Here is a 15,015-nt window from a genome sequence, read left to right on the forward strand (position 1 = left end):
ACTTGGGCCAGTTCATCAATCACCGCCTGTACAATATGCTCCTGATACCCCTTCTGAAATGGTTTGAATCCCACCGCAGTCGAGAGCAGGGCATAAGCATTCTTATACAGATAGAGATTCACATGCTTCTCAAACCCTTGAGTATTCCTAAATATCAGTTCCTGATTCTCCTTTAACGCTCCGTAAGGCTTAAACACCTCCGGCGCCGCGTAGTCTCCGAGAGCCAGCGGAATACAGCCATTGCACGCCCGGTTCAAATACCCGTCTCCATAGGCGAGATAGAGGAGAGACGTCGTGCCGGCATTGTAATTCCCCTTCAATTCCTTTTCGTAGGAGCGGCCGAAGCTGGTCATCACGGCTCCCTTGTGGGCATTCACCCGGAGTGAGTAGAAAATCATATCCAGAGCCCGTTTAGCCTTCTGATGGAATTCGCTTCCGGGCTCCGTCAAATTATAGAGTGTGCCCAGGCCCAGCACGTCTACCGGAATATAGGCGTTGGAGTTCCATTCGGTAATAAATTCTTCGAAGAAGCCCTCAAACCACTCACGAAGCAGCTCCTCGCCTCTGGCGCTCACCTCCCGCCCGGTTTTCCCGCTGCCTGTGAAGGTTCTGTGCGGAAGCCAGCTTCCCGCCAGATACTGGCAGCAATGGAATAAAAGCGCGTGATTCTCACTGAAAAACCACATCACGTCATCTCCCGGCTCATCGATCCAGTACCGGAAGCCGCACATGGCAAGCTCCAGCTCCTCCCGCATCTTCGGCGACAGACGTTCATAAAATGTATGGTAAATATACAGCATAATAATAAAATGGAAGTCCGAACAGTCCTTTCTCGCCCATACGCCTGGAAGTTCCGTGAGAAGGATCCGCTCCGCACGTTCCATCTCGCGGCCCAGCTTTAAGAGCGCAGCCGCCTTGTATGTATTTTCCGGCGCATACTCTGTGATCACCTCCAGGATATGGCGCTTTCTCTCCTCCAGATCCGCCTCGTGATACTCTAAGAATTCTTTTCGGACCAGCTGATTTCCAATCTTACGCTTCAGAGAAATCCCCTGATGGTTTGCACATGCCGTAAAGTAACAGTATCCCGGCGGGATCTCATCCGACTCGAAAAGCTCCAGAACCTTCTGTTCCTGCTCCAGTTCATAGCGGAAGGTGCGTACCAGACTTTCCTGCCCCTCCATTTTCTCGATAAATTCACCTGGGGCAACTTCAACCGTGACAGGCAGAGGACAGGAAAATGGATTCGATATATTTAGCTTCACCGTCTCACTGATATACGCTTCCTTATCAAAATACATCTGATCCAGCATATTTTCCATCCGCCCAATCACGTCTGCATCCACTTCATCCCTCACCGGCACCAGCATGGTAAGCGACGCGTCTCCCAGGCGTTTTAAGCGGAAATAGTAGTCCGTGTCCCGCTCCGCCAGATCATCGAGGCAGACCAGAAGCCGGTTTTTTCCCGCCTTAAGCGGCAAAACGACCGTCGTCTTCTTCACCATGTTCCTTGTAAATGGGGTAAAGTCCGTGACAAACGCCCCATCCACCCAGATTGTAACACCGCCGCAGGTTTCCAGCTCAAACTCCACATCACAGTCCGTCTCCGCCTCCAGCAGTACATAACTGTACATGCGCAGCCAGGTCGGACAGTAATAGAATCCAGATCCATCCACGCCCGTGTTGCCAAACGGAAAGTACGGAATGAGCGGGCGCGTCTGCCCGAAGACCTCCACATTTTTCCCGTCCGCGGCCCCGTCAAGCTCCAGATAATCCGGCATATTCTCCTGCCTCTTCCTGACAAACTCTTTTCTGCACGGATTTTCATGGATTGCAAATCCCTTTTTCAGCCACTCATTCACCCGGCCGTGCAGCTTCACCTTGTCAAACTGCTGAACCTCCGTGAAGACACCGGCGGTCAGAAATCGGTTGACATAACCTTCCGCAAACAGCGGATATTCCAAGTACTTCATAGCAGACCCTCCTCTTATTCCTTTACTCCTCCGGCAGTCATGCCGCCGATAATATATTTCTGAAGCGTTACAAATACAATAATCACCGGTATCATCGAGATCACGGACATGGCCAGAAGGCTGTTCCAGTCCACAGAATACTCACCCGAATAGTTGGCCAGGGCCAGTTGGATGGTATAGCGTTCCTTTCCGTTAATTACCAGCTTCGGCCACAGATAGTCGTTCCATCTCCACATGAAGGAGAAAATACAGAGAACCGATATGACCGGCTTTGCCATGGGAAGCATGATCTTTAAGAGAATATTAAACTCCGACGCGCCGTCGATTCGGGCCGCCTCCATATAGGCGTCGGGAATCCCCACATAGTACTGGCGCACCAGGAACACCGCCGTCGGGGATGCGACCGCCGGAATGATAAGCCCCCACAAATTATTGTATAGATGAGTCGCCACAATCACCTTGAAAATGGGGATCATAATGACTTCCAGCGGTACCATCAGCGTCGCAAGGACGATTCCAAACAGGATTTTGTCCCCCTTGAAATGGTACTTGGCAAATGCATAGCCGCTCATCACATTTACCACTATAGTCAGAAATGTGGCCACAAGGCTGACAAATACCGTGTTGAAAAAGTATATGCCAAAGTGGCCTTCCGCCATGGCCTTTGTGTAGTTATCCAGAGACGGATTCTTCCCCAGCAGGCTGGGCGGCCAGGAAAACAGCTCGCCGACGCTCTTAAAGGAAGAGCAGATCACCCAGACTACCGGCATCAGAAACAAAAAGGTCAAAACCAGAAGAAGAATCCATTTGAGCCCCTCTGTACAAATTTTCTTTGTTTTAGTCTGCATCCTGCTCACCTCCCTGATTCAGTTTGAACTGAATAATCGTAAACAGTGCCAGGATAAGAAACAGCGCCATGGTCATCGCACTGGCATAGCCCATCTTATTCTTTTCGAAGCCCGTCTCTTGGATCATCTGCACCATGAATTTCGTAGCCCCGGCCGGACCGCCCTGGGTCAGGGAATATACGAGGGGATACGTCTTGATGATCGATACCGTGGATAAAACCAGCACCAGAAGGCTGGTAGGTTTCAGCAGAGGAAGCGTGATGAACCGAAACTGCTGCCACGCGCCTGCACCGTCGATTCGGGCCGCCTCGTAGTATGTCTCAGAGATCGCCTTGATTCCCGACACGAACATGACCATGTAGTAGCCTGCCATGCTCCAGACCGTGACAAAGATCACGACTCCCATGGCATTGTTCGGATCAGTCAGCCATTTAACCGGCGTCCGGTCCATGGCAGTCAGCAGGTAGTTGACCAGGCCGAAATCTTCTCCCAGCAAAAAACGCCAGGTAAGTCCGACGATGATCGTGGAAATCATGGTCGGCCAGTAGAACACCGCCCGGAAGAAATTGCTTCCGCGAATCCCTCCAGTCAGCAGAACCGCCAGTCCGAGGGCCGCCACATAGACCGAGGGGACGGATACCAGAGTAAATATAAGCGTCCTCACAAACGAGTTCCAGAAGCTCTTATCTCCAAAAAGCGTCACATAGTTTTTTACTCCCACAAATACCTGGGGATTCACGCCATCCCATTTCGTCAGCGATATCCACAGGCCGTTCAGCGCCGGAAAAAACAGAAACAGGCCGAAGATAATCATGGTCGGAGCCAGTAAAAGATACGGGAATATTTTCTGCTCAAAGCTCTTCATTTCCAGGTCCTCCTTTTATTTTTTATTATTATAACACTATTTTTTTTGTAAAAATCTTGTTTTCTTATGCAAATATAACAAGATATTGTCACCAAGAACGTTATTTTTTTAACATTTGCACGAACAGAGCGTCAGGCTCACTTAAACTCCAGTACCGGCTCCGGGATGTTTCAGCAGCTACATTTTTTACGGGTGTGCAGAACTCACAGCGTTTTTTCGTTTCACAGAGCAGGCTTTTCTATAACGAAAAAAGTGACAGGTGATTTTTCGCAATCACCTGTCACTTTTTCAATTAAAACCCTCCCCCAGCATTTTCAACTCAGCATTCTCCATTCTTCATTCCCGTTCCAGCCTCCTCATGAATACAAAATACGGTATGACAACGACCGGCAGGCTGGCAAGTGCCGCGACTCCGTCGGGCAGACACATACCAACCAGCCCCAGCACCGGAACAAGCAGCGCTACCGTCAGCCACCTTGCGGCAATTTGCAGAAACGCAGCTATCATAGGATATACCGCATGCCCAAGCGCCTGGACGGCTCCTCTGTAGAAATGCATGGGCACCATGAAAAAAATAGAAACGCACTGTACATTCAAATACACTCTGGCCGCGCGATAGGCTTCTTTTAAATCAGCAGGATCCTGATTTTTATTCAGGAACAGCCCGATCAGGGAATCTCCGAACACAAGCAAAACAAGGGCCAGCCACGCCGCAAAGAGGAACGCAAACACAGTCATGCTTTTCATCCCTTTACGGATTCTGACCATTTTCATGGCCCCCAGATTTTGTCCTACAAAAACACTGATGGCTGAGCAAACCGCTTTCTCTACCGTTTCCAGCAAGCAGTAAATTTTTTCCCCCGCATCGATTCCCGCCGCCACAATGGCGCCGCAGGAATTAATATAGCGCTGCACAATTACCCCTCCCGCCGAGATCGCAATACTGTTAAAAAGCATGGGAATCCAAAGTGCGGAAGTCTCTCTGAGTATGCGCGGGTTCCACTTCCAACTGTTTCTCGTAGTACGAAACGGTTCTTGCCTTACCGTCAGAAACAACACCAGAACAGCCGCAGCCGTCTGCGAAATCAGAGTCGCCCGGGCGGCACCGCAGACTCCCCAGTTCAGATCCAAGATGAAATACAAATCAAGGGCAACATTGAGTATTGCCGAGAGCACGACAGCAGCAAACGGTCCCTTACTGTTTCCCGCCGCCCTCAAAAACGCACAGGCCATATTATAGATCAGCCCAATCGGAATCGAGACTGATGCATACCAGAGATAAAGTCTCGCATCTTCATAGATATTTTCCGGAATATGCAGGAGGCGCAGCACAAAGTCAAGAGAAAGACACGACAGCAGTGTCAGGGAAAGTCCTGCTGCCAGAACAAATTCAATACCGGCTGCCACCACTTCTTTGAATCCGGTCCGGTCTCCCGCGCCAATCCTTCGGGATGCCACAATGCCGAACCCCATCGTGCAGTCCATGCAGACGCCCAATATCGCCCAGCGCACCCAGCCGGTGCCTCCGATCGCCGCCAGCGCATTCAGATTAACAAACCGCCCGACAATAACCGCATCCGTCAGAGAATATAACTGTTGGAACAGATTTCCCAGGATTATCGGCAACGCAAAGTACATAATACAGCCTACTGACGATCCCGTCGTCATATCAATCACTTTACCGCGAGCACGCACAGACCACTCACCGCCTTTCACCAAACGCAATCTCTGTTTCAGCCAGTCCTGGAGCGTATATCTCCCGATTCCTTACACAGCACAGTTTCAGAAAGCGCTTTCCAGTTTTTACGCTCCGCCTCCGCAGGATCTCCGTAATAAGCTTCATACTCCAGCTCCTGGGTCAGGTATCCTGCATATCCGTATTTCTCCATACATTGAACCATTTCCGCAAGCGGAAAGTCCCCGTCTCCCCAAATAAGATGATCATAGGTACGCTTTTTCATAAATCCATCAATAAAATGCATATGAATCAGATCTTTTCCAAAAGCCTGAAACCATTCCTCCAGGGTTTCTCCCGCAGCATAAACCGCGACCGTATCAGCCATCGCTTTCAGATTTGGCGTATCGGCCTGTCGGATGAGCTCCCTGGTATGCACAAGACTGTCTGCAATATTCGTCTCATCGGCAGTCAGGGATTCAATCGCCATGGTAACCCCCTCTTGCCCGGCCACCCGTCCCAGCCGGTGCAAAAGTTCCGCCGGCCCTTTCACTGCCTCCTCAAAAGGGGTATCAACCTCACAGCAGCCGGAGTTTACGACGGCAATTCTTGCTCCCATAGCTGCTGCCGCTTTTATTCCATTCGAAAAAAACAGAAACGATTTATCCCGGTATTCCTTGTTCCTGTGTCCATACTGATACTGGTATGCCATGCTCGGGACACAGGCGCTCACAACTTTAAGCCGATGACCGCAGATCTGCTTCTTCTTTTCCAGGCACTGGAAATACCCCATTGTATCAATCCAGAAATGAGGAGATCCCAGCCAGAGCTCCAGGCTTCTTATCCCCGTCGCTTCCATACAGCTTAAAAAGTAATCAAAGGAATAAAATCGGTACATTTGATTCATCCCTGCAATCTGCTCCCGTTTCAGCATCTTAATGCTCCTCCTCTAAAAGTTCTCTTAAAACCCGTTCATGCTCCGAACTGATTAAAACAGGGTTCTTCTCGCAGGAGAACTCCGTAAAAAACGGGCTCAAGCCGCCCAGATAACCGTTTTTCATGATATCACCCAGATATTGTCTCATCGGCAGACAGCCATCTCCTATTTTGCAGCTTCCCATTTCACTGGCATCTGCGAAATGAATATGTACCAGTGTGTCCTTCAGTTCACCAAGCCATTCCCGCAACGTATATTTGCTGAATAACAGAATTTCCGTTTCAAAAAAACACTTTACGGAAGGATTCTTTATTTTCTCCATCAGCCTTCTATATTCAGGCAGATCTGCGGCAAACACATTGCTCCCACCTACCACGAGCGAAATGTGATAATCCGCCGCATATTCCGCCAGGTTCTCCATATTTTCAGTAAATATCTCTTCGGCCTGTTCCCAGTCTCCATCCCTGATCACAGCAGGGACATAGATCAGCATTCTGCCCGCGCCAAGAACTGCGGCAGCCTTTATGCATTCTTCATAATAGGAAAGCGACCACGCCCTCACCTGCGAGTCACCGCTTCCCAGATTGTAGCGATACATTTTGGGTGTAAATGTACTGCAGACTAGGTCGTATTCATCCAGTATCCATTTCATCTTTTCCGCATCCTGATATCCATGGTGATCGATAAAGAGCTGAGGCACCGCTCCCCATATTTCTACACGTTTTTTCCCCAGAAAGACCTGATCCCGGCAGAACTCCCGGAAATCAAGCCTCGTATAATGCCGGTTGCAGCCTTCCAAACAGATCTTTTCCAACTTCTCCTCCTTAAAAACCTTTTCCCTTTAAAACAGGGGCTGCTGAGTATGCTGCAGCGGCCCCTGTTCCCTTACGTCTGATTCTCTGTATTCATTACTTCTCGTCTTTCACCAGCATGTGTTTGCCAAGTTTTCTCTCAAGCACACCCTGAAGCTGGCTTAGAACGGTACTGTAAATCAAGTAAATAACGCCTACCTCCAGATAGATCCACAGCGGTTCAAAGGTAACCGCAACAATCTGCTGGCCAATCTGGAACACTTCGCGAACCGTCAGAATGGCAGTCAGAGAAGTATCCTTTACCAGGCTGATGAACATATTTCCCAGAGAAGGCACTGCAATAAGGGCCGCCTGTGGGATAATGACATTCGACAGTGTCTGAAACTTTGACATCCCCAGTGCATGACAGGCTTCCCACTGCCCTTTGGGAATCGAGGTTAAAGCGGCGCGGATAATCTCCGAATCATAGGCGCCTTCACTGATCGTCAGACCGATAATGGCAGATACAATAGGCGAAAACATGATTCCAACTTTGGGCAGACCATAGAAAATTACGAACAGCTGCACAATCATAGGAGTTCCGCGTATGACCCAGACATAGAACTGTGCCGTCTTCGACAACAGCTTGTTCTTTGAAATTCTGCACATGGCGGTGACAAAAGCGAGAATCATACCTAAAGCAAACGAAACCAGCGTCAGCGGCACTGTCATCTTCAGGCCAGCTTTCATCAGCGGCCAAAAAGAACTTATCAAAAGCTGTATAATTCGTTCCATACCAGTCCCCCCTACTTTTGATACAGGGAAATATTATCTGCGACATCCTGGCCGAAATACTTAACCGCCAAATCGCGGCAATAGCCATCATCCAACATTTCCTGTAAAATTTCGTTGATCTTCTCGGTCAGTGTAACCTTATTCTTCAGAATCATGCCATAGCTATAGGCCTCCTCAGGCGTAGGATATTCATACTTCGCAGCAACCTTTACCGGAGTATCCGGTTTTTCTGCCATATAGGTATTGATGGCAATCTGCGAGTTCACAGAACAATCGACACGATGCTGAACAATCAGCTCCATAGCCTGCTCCAGTGATGCATTGGTTAATTCTGCACCATACTGCTTGGCGATAGCGCCGTAATCTCCGGTCAGTGCATTGGCGCTCAGCTTTCCAGTTAAATCATCCCAGGATTTGATCTCACTGTTGTCATCTGCAACCACTAATACGATTGGATCCTCGCGGTAAGGAATCGTTCCCACACAGTCAGGCGCGGACTCCAGATTGGCAAGAGTACAGCCGCAGAATACAACATCATACCGGTTTGCCTGCAGTCCTGCAATCACGCCGTCCCATTGGTTGGCAATACTCCACTCTACCTTAACGCCCATCCTCTTCGCAATTTCTTCTACGATTTCAACCTCATACCCAACAAGGTCACCCGTAGCCAGGTCGTTATAAATAAACGGATTCCAGTTTCCCTCCGCGCCTGCGCGCAGAGTCCCTCTGTCCAGGACAGTCTGCAGCGAATTATCCGCGCCCCCGTTTTCCGCACTGTTCGCCTGCGTTTTCGAACCGCATGCAGCCAGCGACACTGCACTTATTACTGCCAATAATACAGCTATTGTTCTCTTCATAGTAAATCCCCCATTTGTATACTATAAAACCTTCTTTAAAAAACGCTGTAATCTTTCATTCCTGGGATTGGCAAAAAACTCTCCCGGTGCCCCTTCTTCCGTGATCACGCCTTCATCAATAAACACCACCCGGTCCGCTACTTCTCTGGCAAATCCCATTTCATGCGTAACAACGATCATGGTTGTCCCGTCCTGGGCCAATGTCTTCATAACATCTAATACTTCTCCCACCATCTCCGGATCCAGTGCGCTGGTCGGCTCATCGAACAGCATCAGATCCGGTTTCATCGCAAGCGCTCTGGCGATCGCAATACGCTGCTGCTGTCCGCCCGAAAGCCTGCCCGGATACGCATCCGCTTTATCCTCCAGCCCCACAATTTTCAGCAGGTCCTTCGCCCGTCTCTCAGCTTCGTCCTTTTGCTTCTTTTGAACCTTGATCGGAGCCATCATGATATTTTCCAGTACGGTTCGGTGAGGAAACAGGTTAAACTGCTGGAACACCATCCCAAGTTTCTGAATTTTCTGGTCCACTAAAGGCCCTTTGCCGATCATATCCACACCTTCAAAGTAGATATGTCCCCCAGTGGCTGCCTCCAACTTATTAATACAGCGAAGAAATGTACTTTTTCCCGATCCGCTCGGTCCAATTACGCAAACCACCTCGCCCTTCTCAACCTTCGTATTAACGCCTCTCAGTACTTGATTCTCTCCAAAACTTTTTGTCAGGCCTTCCACTTCCAGCAACGCTGCCATATGATCCCCTCACCACCCTATTCATTCTCTTTATGTTCTTTAAGAATATCGTCATCATGGATATAACCGTTGATTGCCAGTTCAAACCACACATAGTCAATGCACTGCCCCTCAGGCGCTTCACTTCCATGAGGAGAACCGATTTCGGTAAACGTGATATCACCGCTTTCAACATTCACGGTCTCATCCGCGGCATGATAAGTGAAACTGGACCCCGGCATATTTAAGTACCACTGCAGAAGGTCTTCGTGAACATGGGTACCGATAAACGTAGGTCCTTTTCCACAGTTCCAGCCCATGCTATAGCGTCCAAGATATTCATGTTCCAGAACCATATGGCTTTTAATATTGGAACCGGCGTCCCCGGTAAAGCCTTCCGTATATTCCCAGGAATCTTTCAGCAGACGGAAGCGTGGCAGGACAATATGATCAATCTTCATTCTCTCCTGATCCCATCTGGTCATTTCACCCACGATGTGAATGTAGGTCAGATCTTTTGTTCCGGCTTTTATAAGCACTTCATCCTTGTTGAAATTCGGTACAAATACAGCCCGGTCATCAATACGATAGGCCTCTGCGTCCGTAGTTATGTAACCATTTCCTGCTATAAACAGAAAAATCTGCATTTTTTCTTCAAACGCATATACTGCGGGCTTCAATGCGGTCCCTGCCTTCAAAGTACAACGATACATAGCAATCTCATCGCATATTCCTGGAAGAACCTCCTCTTTTGCCAGCCCGTTCACATAGTCTGTCGGATTGTAATCTTTACCCCTGGAAATCAATACCTTTGCCATTGCTTTCTTCTCCTTTCAATATATATATTATTTTGCCTCATAGCTCTGTGGGTTGATCTTCTTTTCTTCCACCCAGTGCTCAAACCAGATATAAAAAACAGTCTTTCCAGGATCTGCGATCAGAGAATGATCCAGACCGGCCGTCACATAACTGAAATCCCCCTCATAATGATTTACCGTTTCCTCTTCAACTGTAAAATGGAAATCAGACCCCGGCAGGCAGTAATTCCACTGCGCCACCTCTGCGTGGCCTCTCTCTTTCGTCCCCTCGCCTTCCGCTTTTACAACCCCCATAAGCACTCTGGCAAGATTGCCGTCAGCGATGACCGTCCAGCTCTGGGTATGCGGTCCCTTACAGCTCTGGTCATAAGGCTCGCATTCTGAAAAGCGTTTAAAGCTCGGAAGAACCATGTGCGTATCCTCGTATGCCGCCCGATCCGATTCCAGCATATCGATAACCCACAGTACAATCTCCATGTCTTCTGCTGCATAAATTGAAAACTTCTCATGATCAAAATCAGGAATGTAAAAACTAAGTTCTTCAATGTTATAAGCTTTTTTCTCTCCGCATATGTAACCAGTACCACTCGTAAAGCTGAACACCTGTATTTTATCCGAATATCTTTCCGGTTCTGCCGTATGCCCCGCCTTCAGCAGACATTTGTACGTTTTTACCAGCGGATAAACGCCTTTCAACACCTCCGTTCTGGCGTATCCATCATGAAATTCCAGTGCAATGTCTTCTCTTTTTGTAATATCGATTGCCACAATTCCCCTTCCTTTCTCCAGGTTTCCGAGACCTTTCTCTTCTCCTTTTTTACTTTTCATTTTTAGTTTTATGTAACTAGTTTCATTTGTTATGATTGTATTCTATAACCTATTTTTCTTTTTGTCAATATGTTTTGTATATTTTATTGTTATTTTAAATTTTTCATCGTGTTTTAATATGCATTTTTACCATTAATATTTTATTCAAAATTGATTTTTAGTCAATCATGGCAGCAGCCGAATGTAACTAGTTATCAATAATCTTACTGGATTTTTTGCATTTTGCATGTTATAATATGGATGTTTCTATATTTCGTAATGAAATGCCTGCCAGAGTCACAGGCAAACCATGCGGGTATATCAGCCGGGCTCGCTGCCTGCGGAAATAAATGTGAGGAATTATATCTTCTATGAATATTAAAGACATTGCAAAACTATCCGGAGTATCTGTTGCAACGGTCTCCAGAGTAATTAACAACCAGCCGAATGTACGGCCGGAAAAGCGTGAACTGGTTTTGTCTGTTATGGCAGACCATGGTTATACCCCAAACATTTTTGCTCGTGGTTTGAATGCCAAATCGACCAAAAGTATTGGTATTCTGTGTTCCGAACTGGACGATATCAACCACGCAAAAATTCTCTCTCTGCTGGAAAAACAGCTGCGCGAACACGGCTTCAGCTCTTTTCTGTGCTGCTCAGGAGAATACCGCCCTTATCAGCGGGAGCATTTTGAATTTTTAATGGCAAAGCAGGTGGATGCGATCATCGAAATCGGTTCATCTTACGGAGATGCCAATGATCTGGAGGTCTACAGAGAAGTTTCAGAGCAGGTTCCGCTTATTATCTTAAATGGCTTTGTAGATGTTCCAACCGTCTACAGCATCCGCTGTGATGAACGAAGCGCTATCTGCAATCTGGTCGAAGAGCTGTATAAGCGGAATTGCCGCCATATCTACTATCTGGAGGACAATACCACCTTCTGTGCTGTCGAAAAGAGGAATGGATTTCTGGAAGGCGTAAACAAATGCAACCTGAAAGCAACTTCCAAATGCATTACAATTCCGATTTACAGCAATGAGATCCTGGATGCACAGCAAAAAATTGAACGGCTCATCCGGAACGGACGGCGAATTGACGCCATACTTTCCGCAGATGATCTCCTGGCTGTCGGCGCCCTTCAGGCTCTGAATGCCGCCGGTTTAGGCATCCCGGTAGTCGGTTTCAACAACTCTGACTTTGCCTTTGCCTGCACTCCGCGCCTGACAACGGTCGACAACCAGAGAGAATTCCTATGCACAAATGCAATCAATACGCTTATGAGTCTTCTGGACGGCAAGGACGCCGCTCACCATATCATTGTATCTCCAAAACTGATTGAGGGAGAGACCTTCAAGCTGCAGGCTTAGAAAAAGAGAATGCAGCAGACATGTCATGATATCTTAACACGTCTGCTGCATTCTCTTATACTTTCCCTCCAGTTTATTCTATTTCTCCTGCATCCATTCAGCCCGGACCTGCACCTCCGAAATATATTCAGCCGGATCCGCGGATATATGGACATCGATCCACATCAGATCCATAAACGGCGGTTTCAGGACAATCCGATGTTCGGCGGCGTATGCCCTTATGATATTGGCCTGACGGAGGCTGTCTGTCACCCCATGGTAACAGACCGATAAATAGGTCCCGCCGGGTATGTCAATGTCTCCCTCCTCATCAAACATGACCGCGCTCTTAAAAAGCGCATTATCGCCATTACTGCCATGATCATCATCTTCAGACATCACGGAAGCCATCCGGTTATTTCCAATCATATAAATTTTTCTGTGATTCTGCGCCAGAAGCTGCATCATCAAAAGATCCATATCTTCGTCTGTACTGTAATCCTTACGGATCTCAAAGGCTTTTCTGGGTTCTAATTCCAGAGACCTCACTTTTCCAATCTCAAGTGCCTGGGCCTGCCTGATGGTTCTCACCTGCTCCTGTACCATTTTTTGCAGATTCGTCCATTCATTTATTTTTTCGGCAATCACCCCCAGCTCTTCACAAAGCAGCTCCTGAGTCGTCTCCACCGTATGATTTTGAAAGTAATCCCTGATTCGGGTCACCGAGAAACCGAGATTCCTCAGATTCGTTATTACATTCATTCTCCAGATACTCTGACTGTCATAATACCGGTATCCGTTCTGGCCGCGAATCGGCTCCAGGATCCCTTTCTCCTCGTAGTAACGAAGCGTATCCACTCCCAGATGATACATTTTGGCGATTTCCCCTATAGTATAATACCTCTCCTTTGTCATTCGATAGTTCCCCTTGTCCGGTTCCATACAAACAATCCCCCTATCTGCATTTTGTACATTTGGCATTTCTGTTCTTACTTTATCACAGAATTTCGGTTTTTACAAAATATTATCAAGGCCCTTCTTTAAGGCTTGACTCTGGGACAATACCAGGGTTTATACTGAAAGCACAAAATTTATGGCAATATTTTCAAGTAAAAAAGTGAGGTTATAGTATGAATCTGGACGGCAAATCTTTAAAAAGCAGCTTTATCCGCTACATCATTCCATCCATTCTGGCACAGTGGGTCTATTCACTCTACTCCATGGTAGACGGCATGTTCGTGGCAAAAGGGGTCAACGAAATCGCACTTACCGCGGTAAATCTATCCTACCCGTTTGTTGCGTTTCTCTTTGCGATCTCCCTTCTGTTTGCAGTGGGAGCTTCCACCATTGTCTCGATACTGCTGGGGGAGAACCACCATCAGCGGGCCTGCGAGGTATTTACGCAGAATATTGTTCTGCAGGTAATCTTTTCGCTGGTGATTGCACTTCTGGTCATGTTGAACCGGGAGTCCTTTGCCCGTTTTTTAGGTGCGCCGAACCAGCAGACTGCCGATTACGTGATCCAATATATAACCTGGATTGCACCGTTTTCCTGCGTTTACCTGCTCTCCTACTCCTTCGAAATTTTATTGAAGACCGATGGTTACCCGAAAAAAGCAACTTTGATCGTTATTTTGGGCGCTGTGGAAAACTGCATTCTGGACTGGTTTTTCGTCATGGTGCTTCACAAAGGAATTCAGGGTGCTGCCTTTGCAACCAGCCTCTCCCAGGCCACGGTGATTATTCTGTACCTGCACCATTTTCTGAGTGGGAAAGGCGTATTGAGCTTCAAACGCTTTAAGCCGGATTTCGGTATCCTAGTCCGGCAGGTGCGCAATGGCTTTTCTTCCGGTGTTACGGAGATGTCATCCGGTATGGTGACCTTTCTATTCAATCAGGTCATCCTGATGTATTTGACTCAGGATGACCTGGTCAGCTACACCATCATCTCCTATGTCAATAACATTGTTGTACTGTCCGCTACCGGTATCGCACAGGGAGCACAGCCATTGATCAGTTATTACTACGGACAGAAGAGTCTGGATAAATGCAAATCGCTGTTCCGCTACAGTCTTGTGGCTGCCGGCGTGGTGTGTACCGTATCGTTTGCCGTCTGTTTCATCCTGGCACGCGGTATCGTGGATATTTTCATCGGACCAGAACTACAGGCTCTGCGCGACAGCTCCGTGACTGCGTTCCGCATCTTCGCAGCCTCCTTCCTGCTGGTTGGCTTCAACATCGCGGTCAGCGGCTACTTTACCTCTGTCGAGCGGGCCGCCGAGGCTCTCGTCATCTCTGCCGGCCGCGGCCTTGTCCTGATGGCAGGCTGCCTGATCGTCATGACGGGAATCTTTGGAGGAGCAGGCATCTGGTGGTCTCCTCTGGTATCGGAAACCGCTTGCCTTGCCGTTACAGGGCTGCTACTGCTGATTTACTGCCGGAAGGACGCCTTCTGGAATCAAAAAGAACGGTTCGAAGTGTTCAGAACGGCAAAAAGTGCTGTCCGATAAGGGGCAGCACTCAGACTGTAGACAAAATGGTTCCTGGTGCGATGCACCCGGAACCATTTTG

At 48.1% G+C, this 15,015-nt stretch carries 14 protein-coding genes; 2 read left to right on the forward strand and 12 right to left on the reverse strand.

Going from position 1 to position 15,015, the window contains the following annotated elements; all coding sequences use genetic code 11:
• From ACLTD4_RS29015 to ACLTD4_RS29065, 11 genes are all read right to left on the reverse strand, one after another.
• Nucleotides 1–1,973: hypothetical protein (locus tag ACLTD4_RS29015; protein WP_412331773.1), on the reverse strand; the 1,973-nt coding region annotated here is incomplete at its 3' end.
• Between the two features lie 14 nt (nt 1,974–1,987).
• Nucleotides 1,988–2,821 (reverse strand): carbohydrate ABC transporter permease, encoded by an 834-nt coding sequence (locus tag ACLTD4_RS29020; protein WP_055653625.1) that lies wholly within the window; start codon nt 2,819–2,821, stop codon nt 1,988–1,990.
• Nucleotides 2,811–3,686: a carbohydrate ABC transporter permease gene (locus ACLTD4_RS29025; protein WP_117622430.1), complete on the reverse strand. Its 876-nt coding sequence runs from the start codon at nt 3,684–3,686 to the stop codon at nt 2,811–2,813. Before ACLTD4_RS29025 ends, ACLTD4_RS29020 begins: the two co-directional genes overlap by 11 nt.
• 336 nt (nt 3,687–4,022) lie before the next feature.
• On the reverse strand, nt 4,023–5,381 hold the full coding sequence (locus ACLTD4_RS29030; RefSeq protein WP_081034169.1) for an MATE family efflux transporter: 1,359 nt from the start codon (nt 5,379–5,381) through the stop codon (nt 4,023–4,025).
• A 38-nt stretch (nt 5,382–5,419) separates the two neighbouring features.
• Entirely contained in the window at nt 5,420–6,295 is an 876-nt protein-coding gene (locus ACLTD4_RS29035) for a sugar phosphate isomerase/epimerase family protein (protein WP_055653618.1), read from the reverse strand.
• Nucleotide 6,296: 1 nt separating this feature from the next.
• Nucleotides 6,297–7,112 (reverse strand): sugar phosphate isomerase/epimerase family protein, encoded by an 816-nt coding sequence (locus ACLTD4_RS29040; RefSeq protein WP_055653616.1) that lies wholly within the window; start codon nt 7,110–7,112, stop codon nt 6,297–6,299.
• A 94-nt stretch (nt 7,113–7,206) separates the two neighbouring features.
• Nucleotides 7,207–7,884: an amino acid ABC transporter permease gene (locus ACLTD4_RS29045; protein WP_055653615.1), complete on the reverse strand. Its 678-nt coding sequence runs from the start codon at nt 7,882–7,884 to the stop codon at nt 7,207–7,209.
• An 11-nt stretch (nt 7,885–7,895) separates the two neighbouring features.
• Nucleotides 7,896–8,741: a transporter substrate-binding domain-containing protein gene (locus ACLTD4_RS29050; protein WP_055653612.1), complete on the reverse strand. Its 846-nt coding sequence runs from the start codon at nt 8,739–8,741 to the stop codon at nt 7,896–7,898.
• Nucleotides 8,742–8,762: 21 nt separating this feature from the next.
• Nucleotides 8,763–9,494: an amino acid ABC transporter ATP-binding protein gene (locus tag ACLTD4_RS29055; RefSeq protein WP_270467471.1), complete on the reverse strand. Its 732-nt coding sequence runs from the start codon at nt 9,492–9,494 to the stop codon at nt 8,763–8,765.
• 17 nt (nt 9,495–9,511) lie between these two features.
• The gene (locus ACLTD4_RS29060) at nt 9,512–10,291 is read right to left on the reverse strand and encodes a cupin domain-containing protein (protein WP_055653610.1); all 780 of its coding nucleotides are present in this window, start codon (nt 10,289–10,291) and stop codon (nt 9,512–9,514) included.
• Between the two features lie 27 nt (nt 10,292–10,318).
• Entirely contained in the window at nt 10,319–11,059 is a 741-nt protein-coding gene (locus ACLTD4_RS29065; protein ID WP_117622451.1) for a hypothetical protein, read from the reverse strand.
• 410 nt (nt 11,060–11,469) lie between these two features.
• Between ACLTD4_RS29065 and ACLTD4_RS29070 the strand changes: the two genes are divergently transcribed.
• Nucleotides 11,470–12,465 (forward strand): LacI family DNA-binding transcriptional regulator, encoded by a 996-nt coding sequence (locus ACLTD4_RS29070; RefSeq protein WP_055653608.1) that lies wholly within the window; start codon nt 11,470–11,472, stop codon nt 12,463–12,465.
• A gap of 78 nt (nt 12,466–12,543) precedes the next feature.
• On the opposite strand, the gene ACLTD4_RS29075 is transcribed toward ACLTD4_RS29070, so the two are convergent.
• Nucleotides 12,544–13,386, reverse strand: a complete 843-nt coding sequence (locus ACLTD4_RS29075) for a MerR family transcriptional regulator (protein WP_117622429.1) — start codon at nt 13,384–13,386, stop codon at nt 12,544–12,546.
• Nucleotides 13,387–13,574: 188 nt separating this feature from the next.
• Here ACLTD4_RS29075 and ACLTD4_RS29080 point away from each other — a divergent pair, with 188 nt between their 5' ends.
• Nucleotides 13,575–14,954 (forward strand): MATE family efflux transporter, encoded by a 1,380-nt coding sequence (locus tag ACLTD4_RS29080; protein WP_117622428.1) that lies wholly within the window; start codon nt 13,575–13,577, stop codon nt 14,952–14,954.
• The last annotated feature ends 61 nt before the right edge of the window (nt 14,955–15,015 follow it).

This window comes from Hungatella sp., assembly GCF_046966825.1.

Bases quoted from the DNA above. Each gene is read 5' to 3' on its own strand.
- ACLTD4_RS29035 (WP_055653618.1), bottom strand. From the start codon at position 6,295: ATGCTGAAACGGGAGCAGATTGCAGGGATGAATCAAATGTACCGATTT.
- ACLTD4_RS29025 (WP_117622430.1), bottom strand. From the start codon at position 3,686: ATGAAGAGCTTTGAGCAGAAAATATTCCCGTATCTTTTACTGGCTCCG.
- ACLTD4_RS29060 (WP_055653610.1), bottom strand. From the start codon at position 10,291: ATGGCAAAGGTATTGATTTCCAGGGGTAAAGATTACAATCCGACAGAC.
- ACLTD4_RS29055 (WP_270467471.1), bottom strand. From the start codon at position 9,494: ATGGCAGCGTTGCTGGAAGTGGAAGGCCTGACAAAAAGTTTTGGAGAG.
- ACLTD4_RS29075 (WP_117622429.1), bottom strand. From the start codon at position 13,386: ATGGAACCGGACAAGGGGAACTATCGAATGACAAAGGAGAGGTATTAT.
- ACLTD4_RS29070 (WP_055653608.1), top strand. From the start codon at position 11,470: ATGAATATTAAAGACATTGCAAAACTATCCGGAGTATCTGTTGCAACG.
- ACLTD4_RS29045 (WP_055653615.1), bottom strand. From the start codon at position 7,884: ATGGAACGAATTATACAGCTTTTGATAAGTTCTTTTTGGCCGCTGATG.
- ACLTD4_RS29020 (WP_055653625.1), bottom strand. From the start codon at position 2,821: ATGCAGACTAAAACAAAGAAAATTTGTACAGAGGGGCTCAAATGGATT.
- ACLTD4_RS29080 (WP_117622428.1), top strand. From the start codon at position 13,575: ATGAATCTGGACGGCAAATCTTTAAAAAGCAGCTTTATCCGCTACATC.
- ACLTD4_RS29050 (WP_055653612.1), bottom strand. From the start codon at position 8,741: ATGAAGAGAACAATAGCTGTATTATTGGCAGTAATAAGTGCAGTGTCG.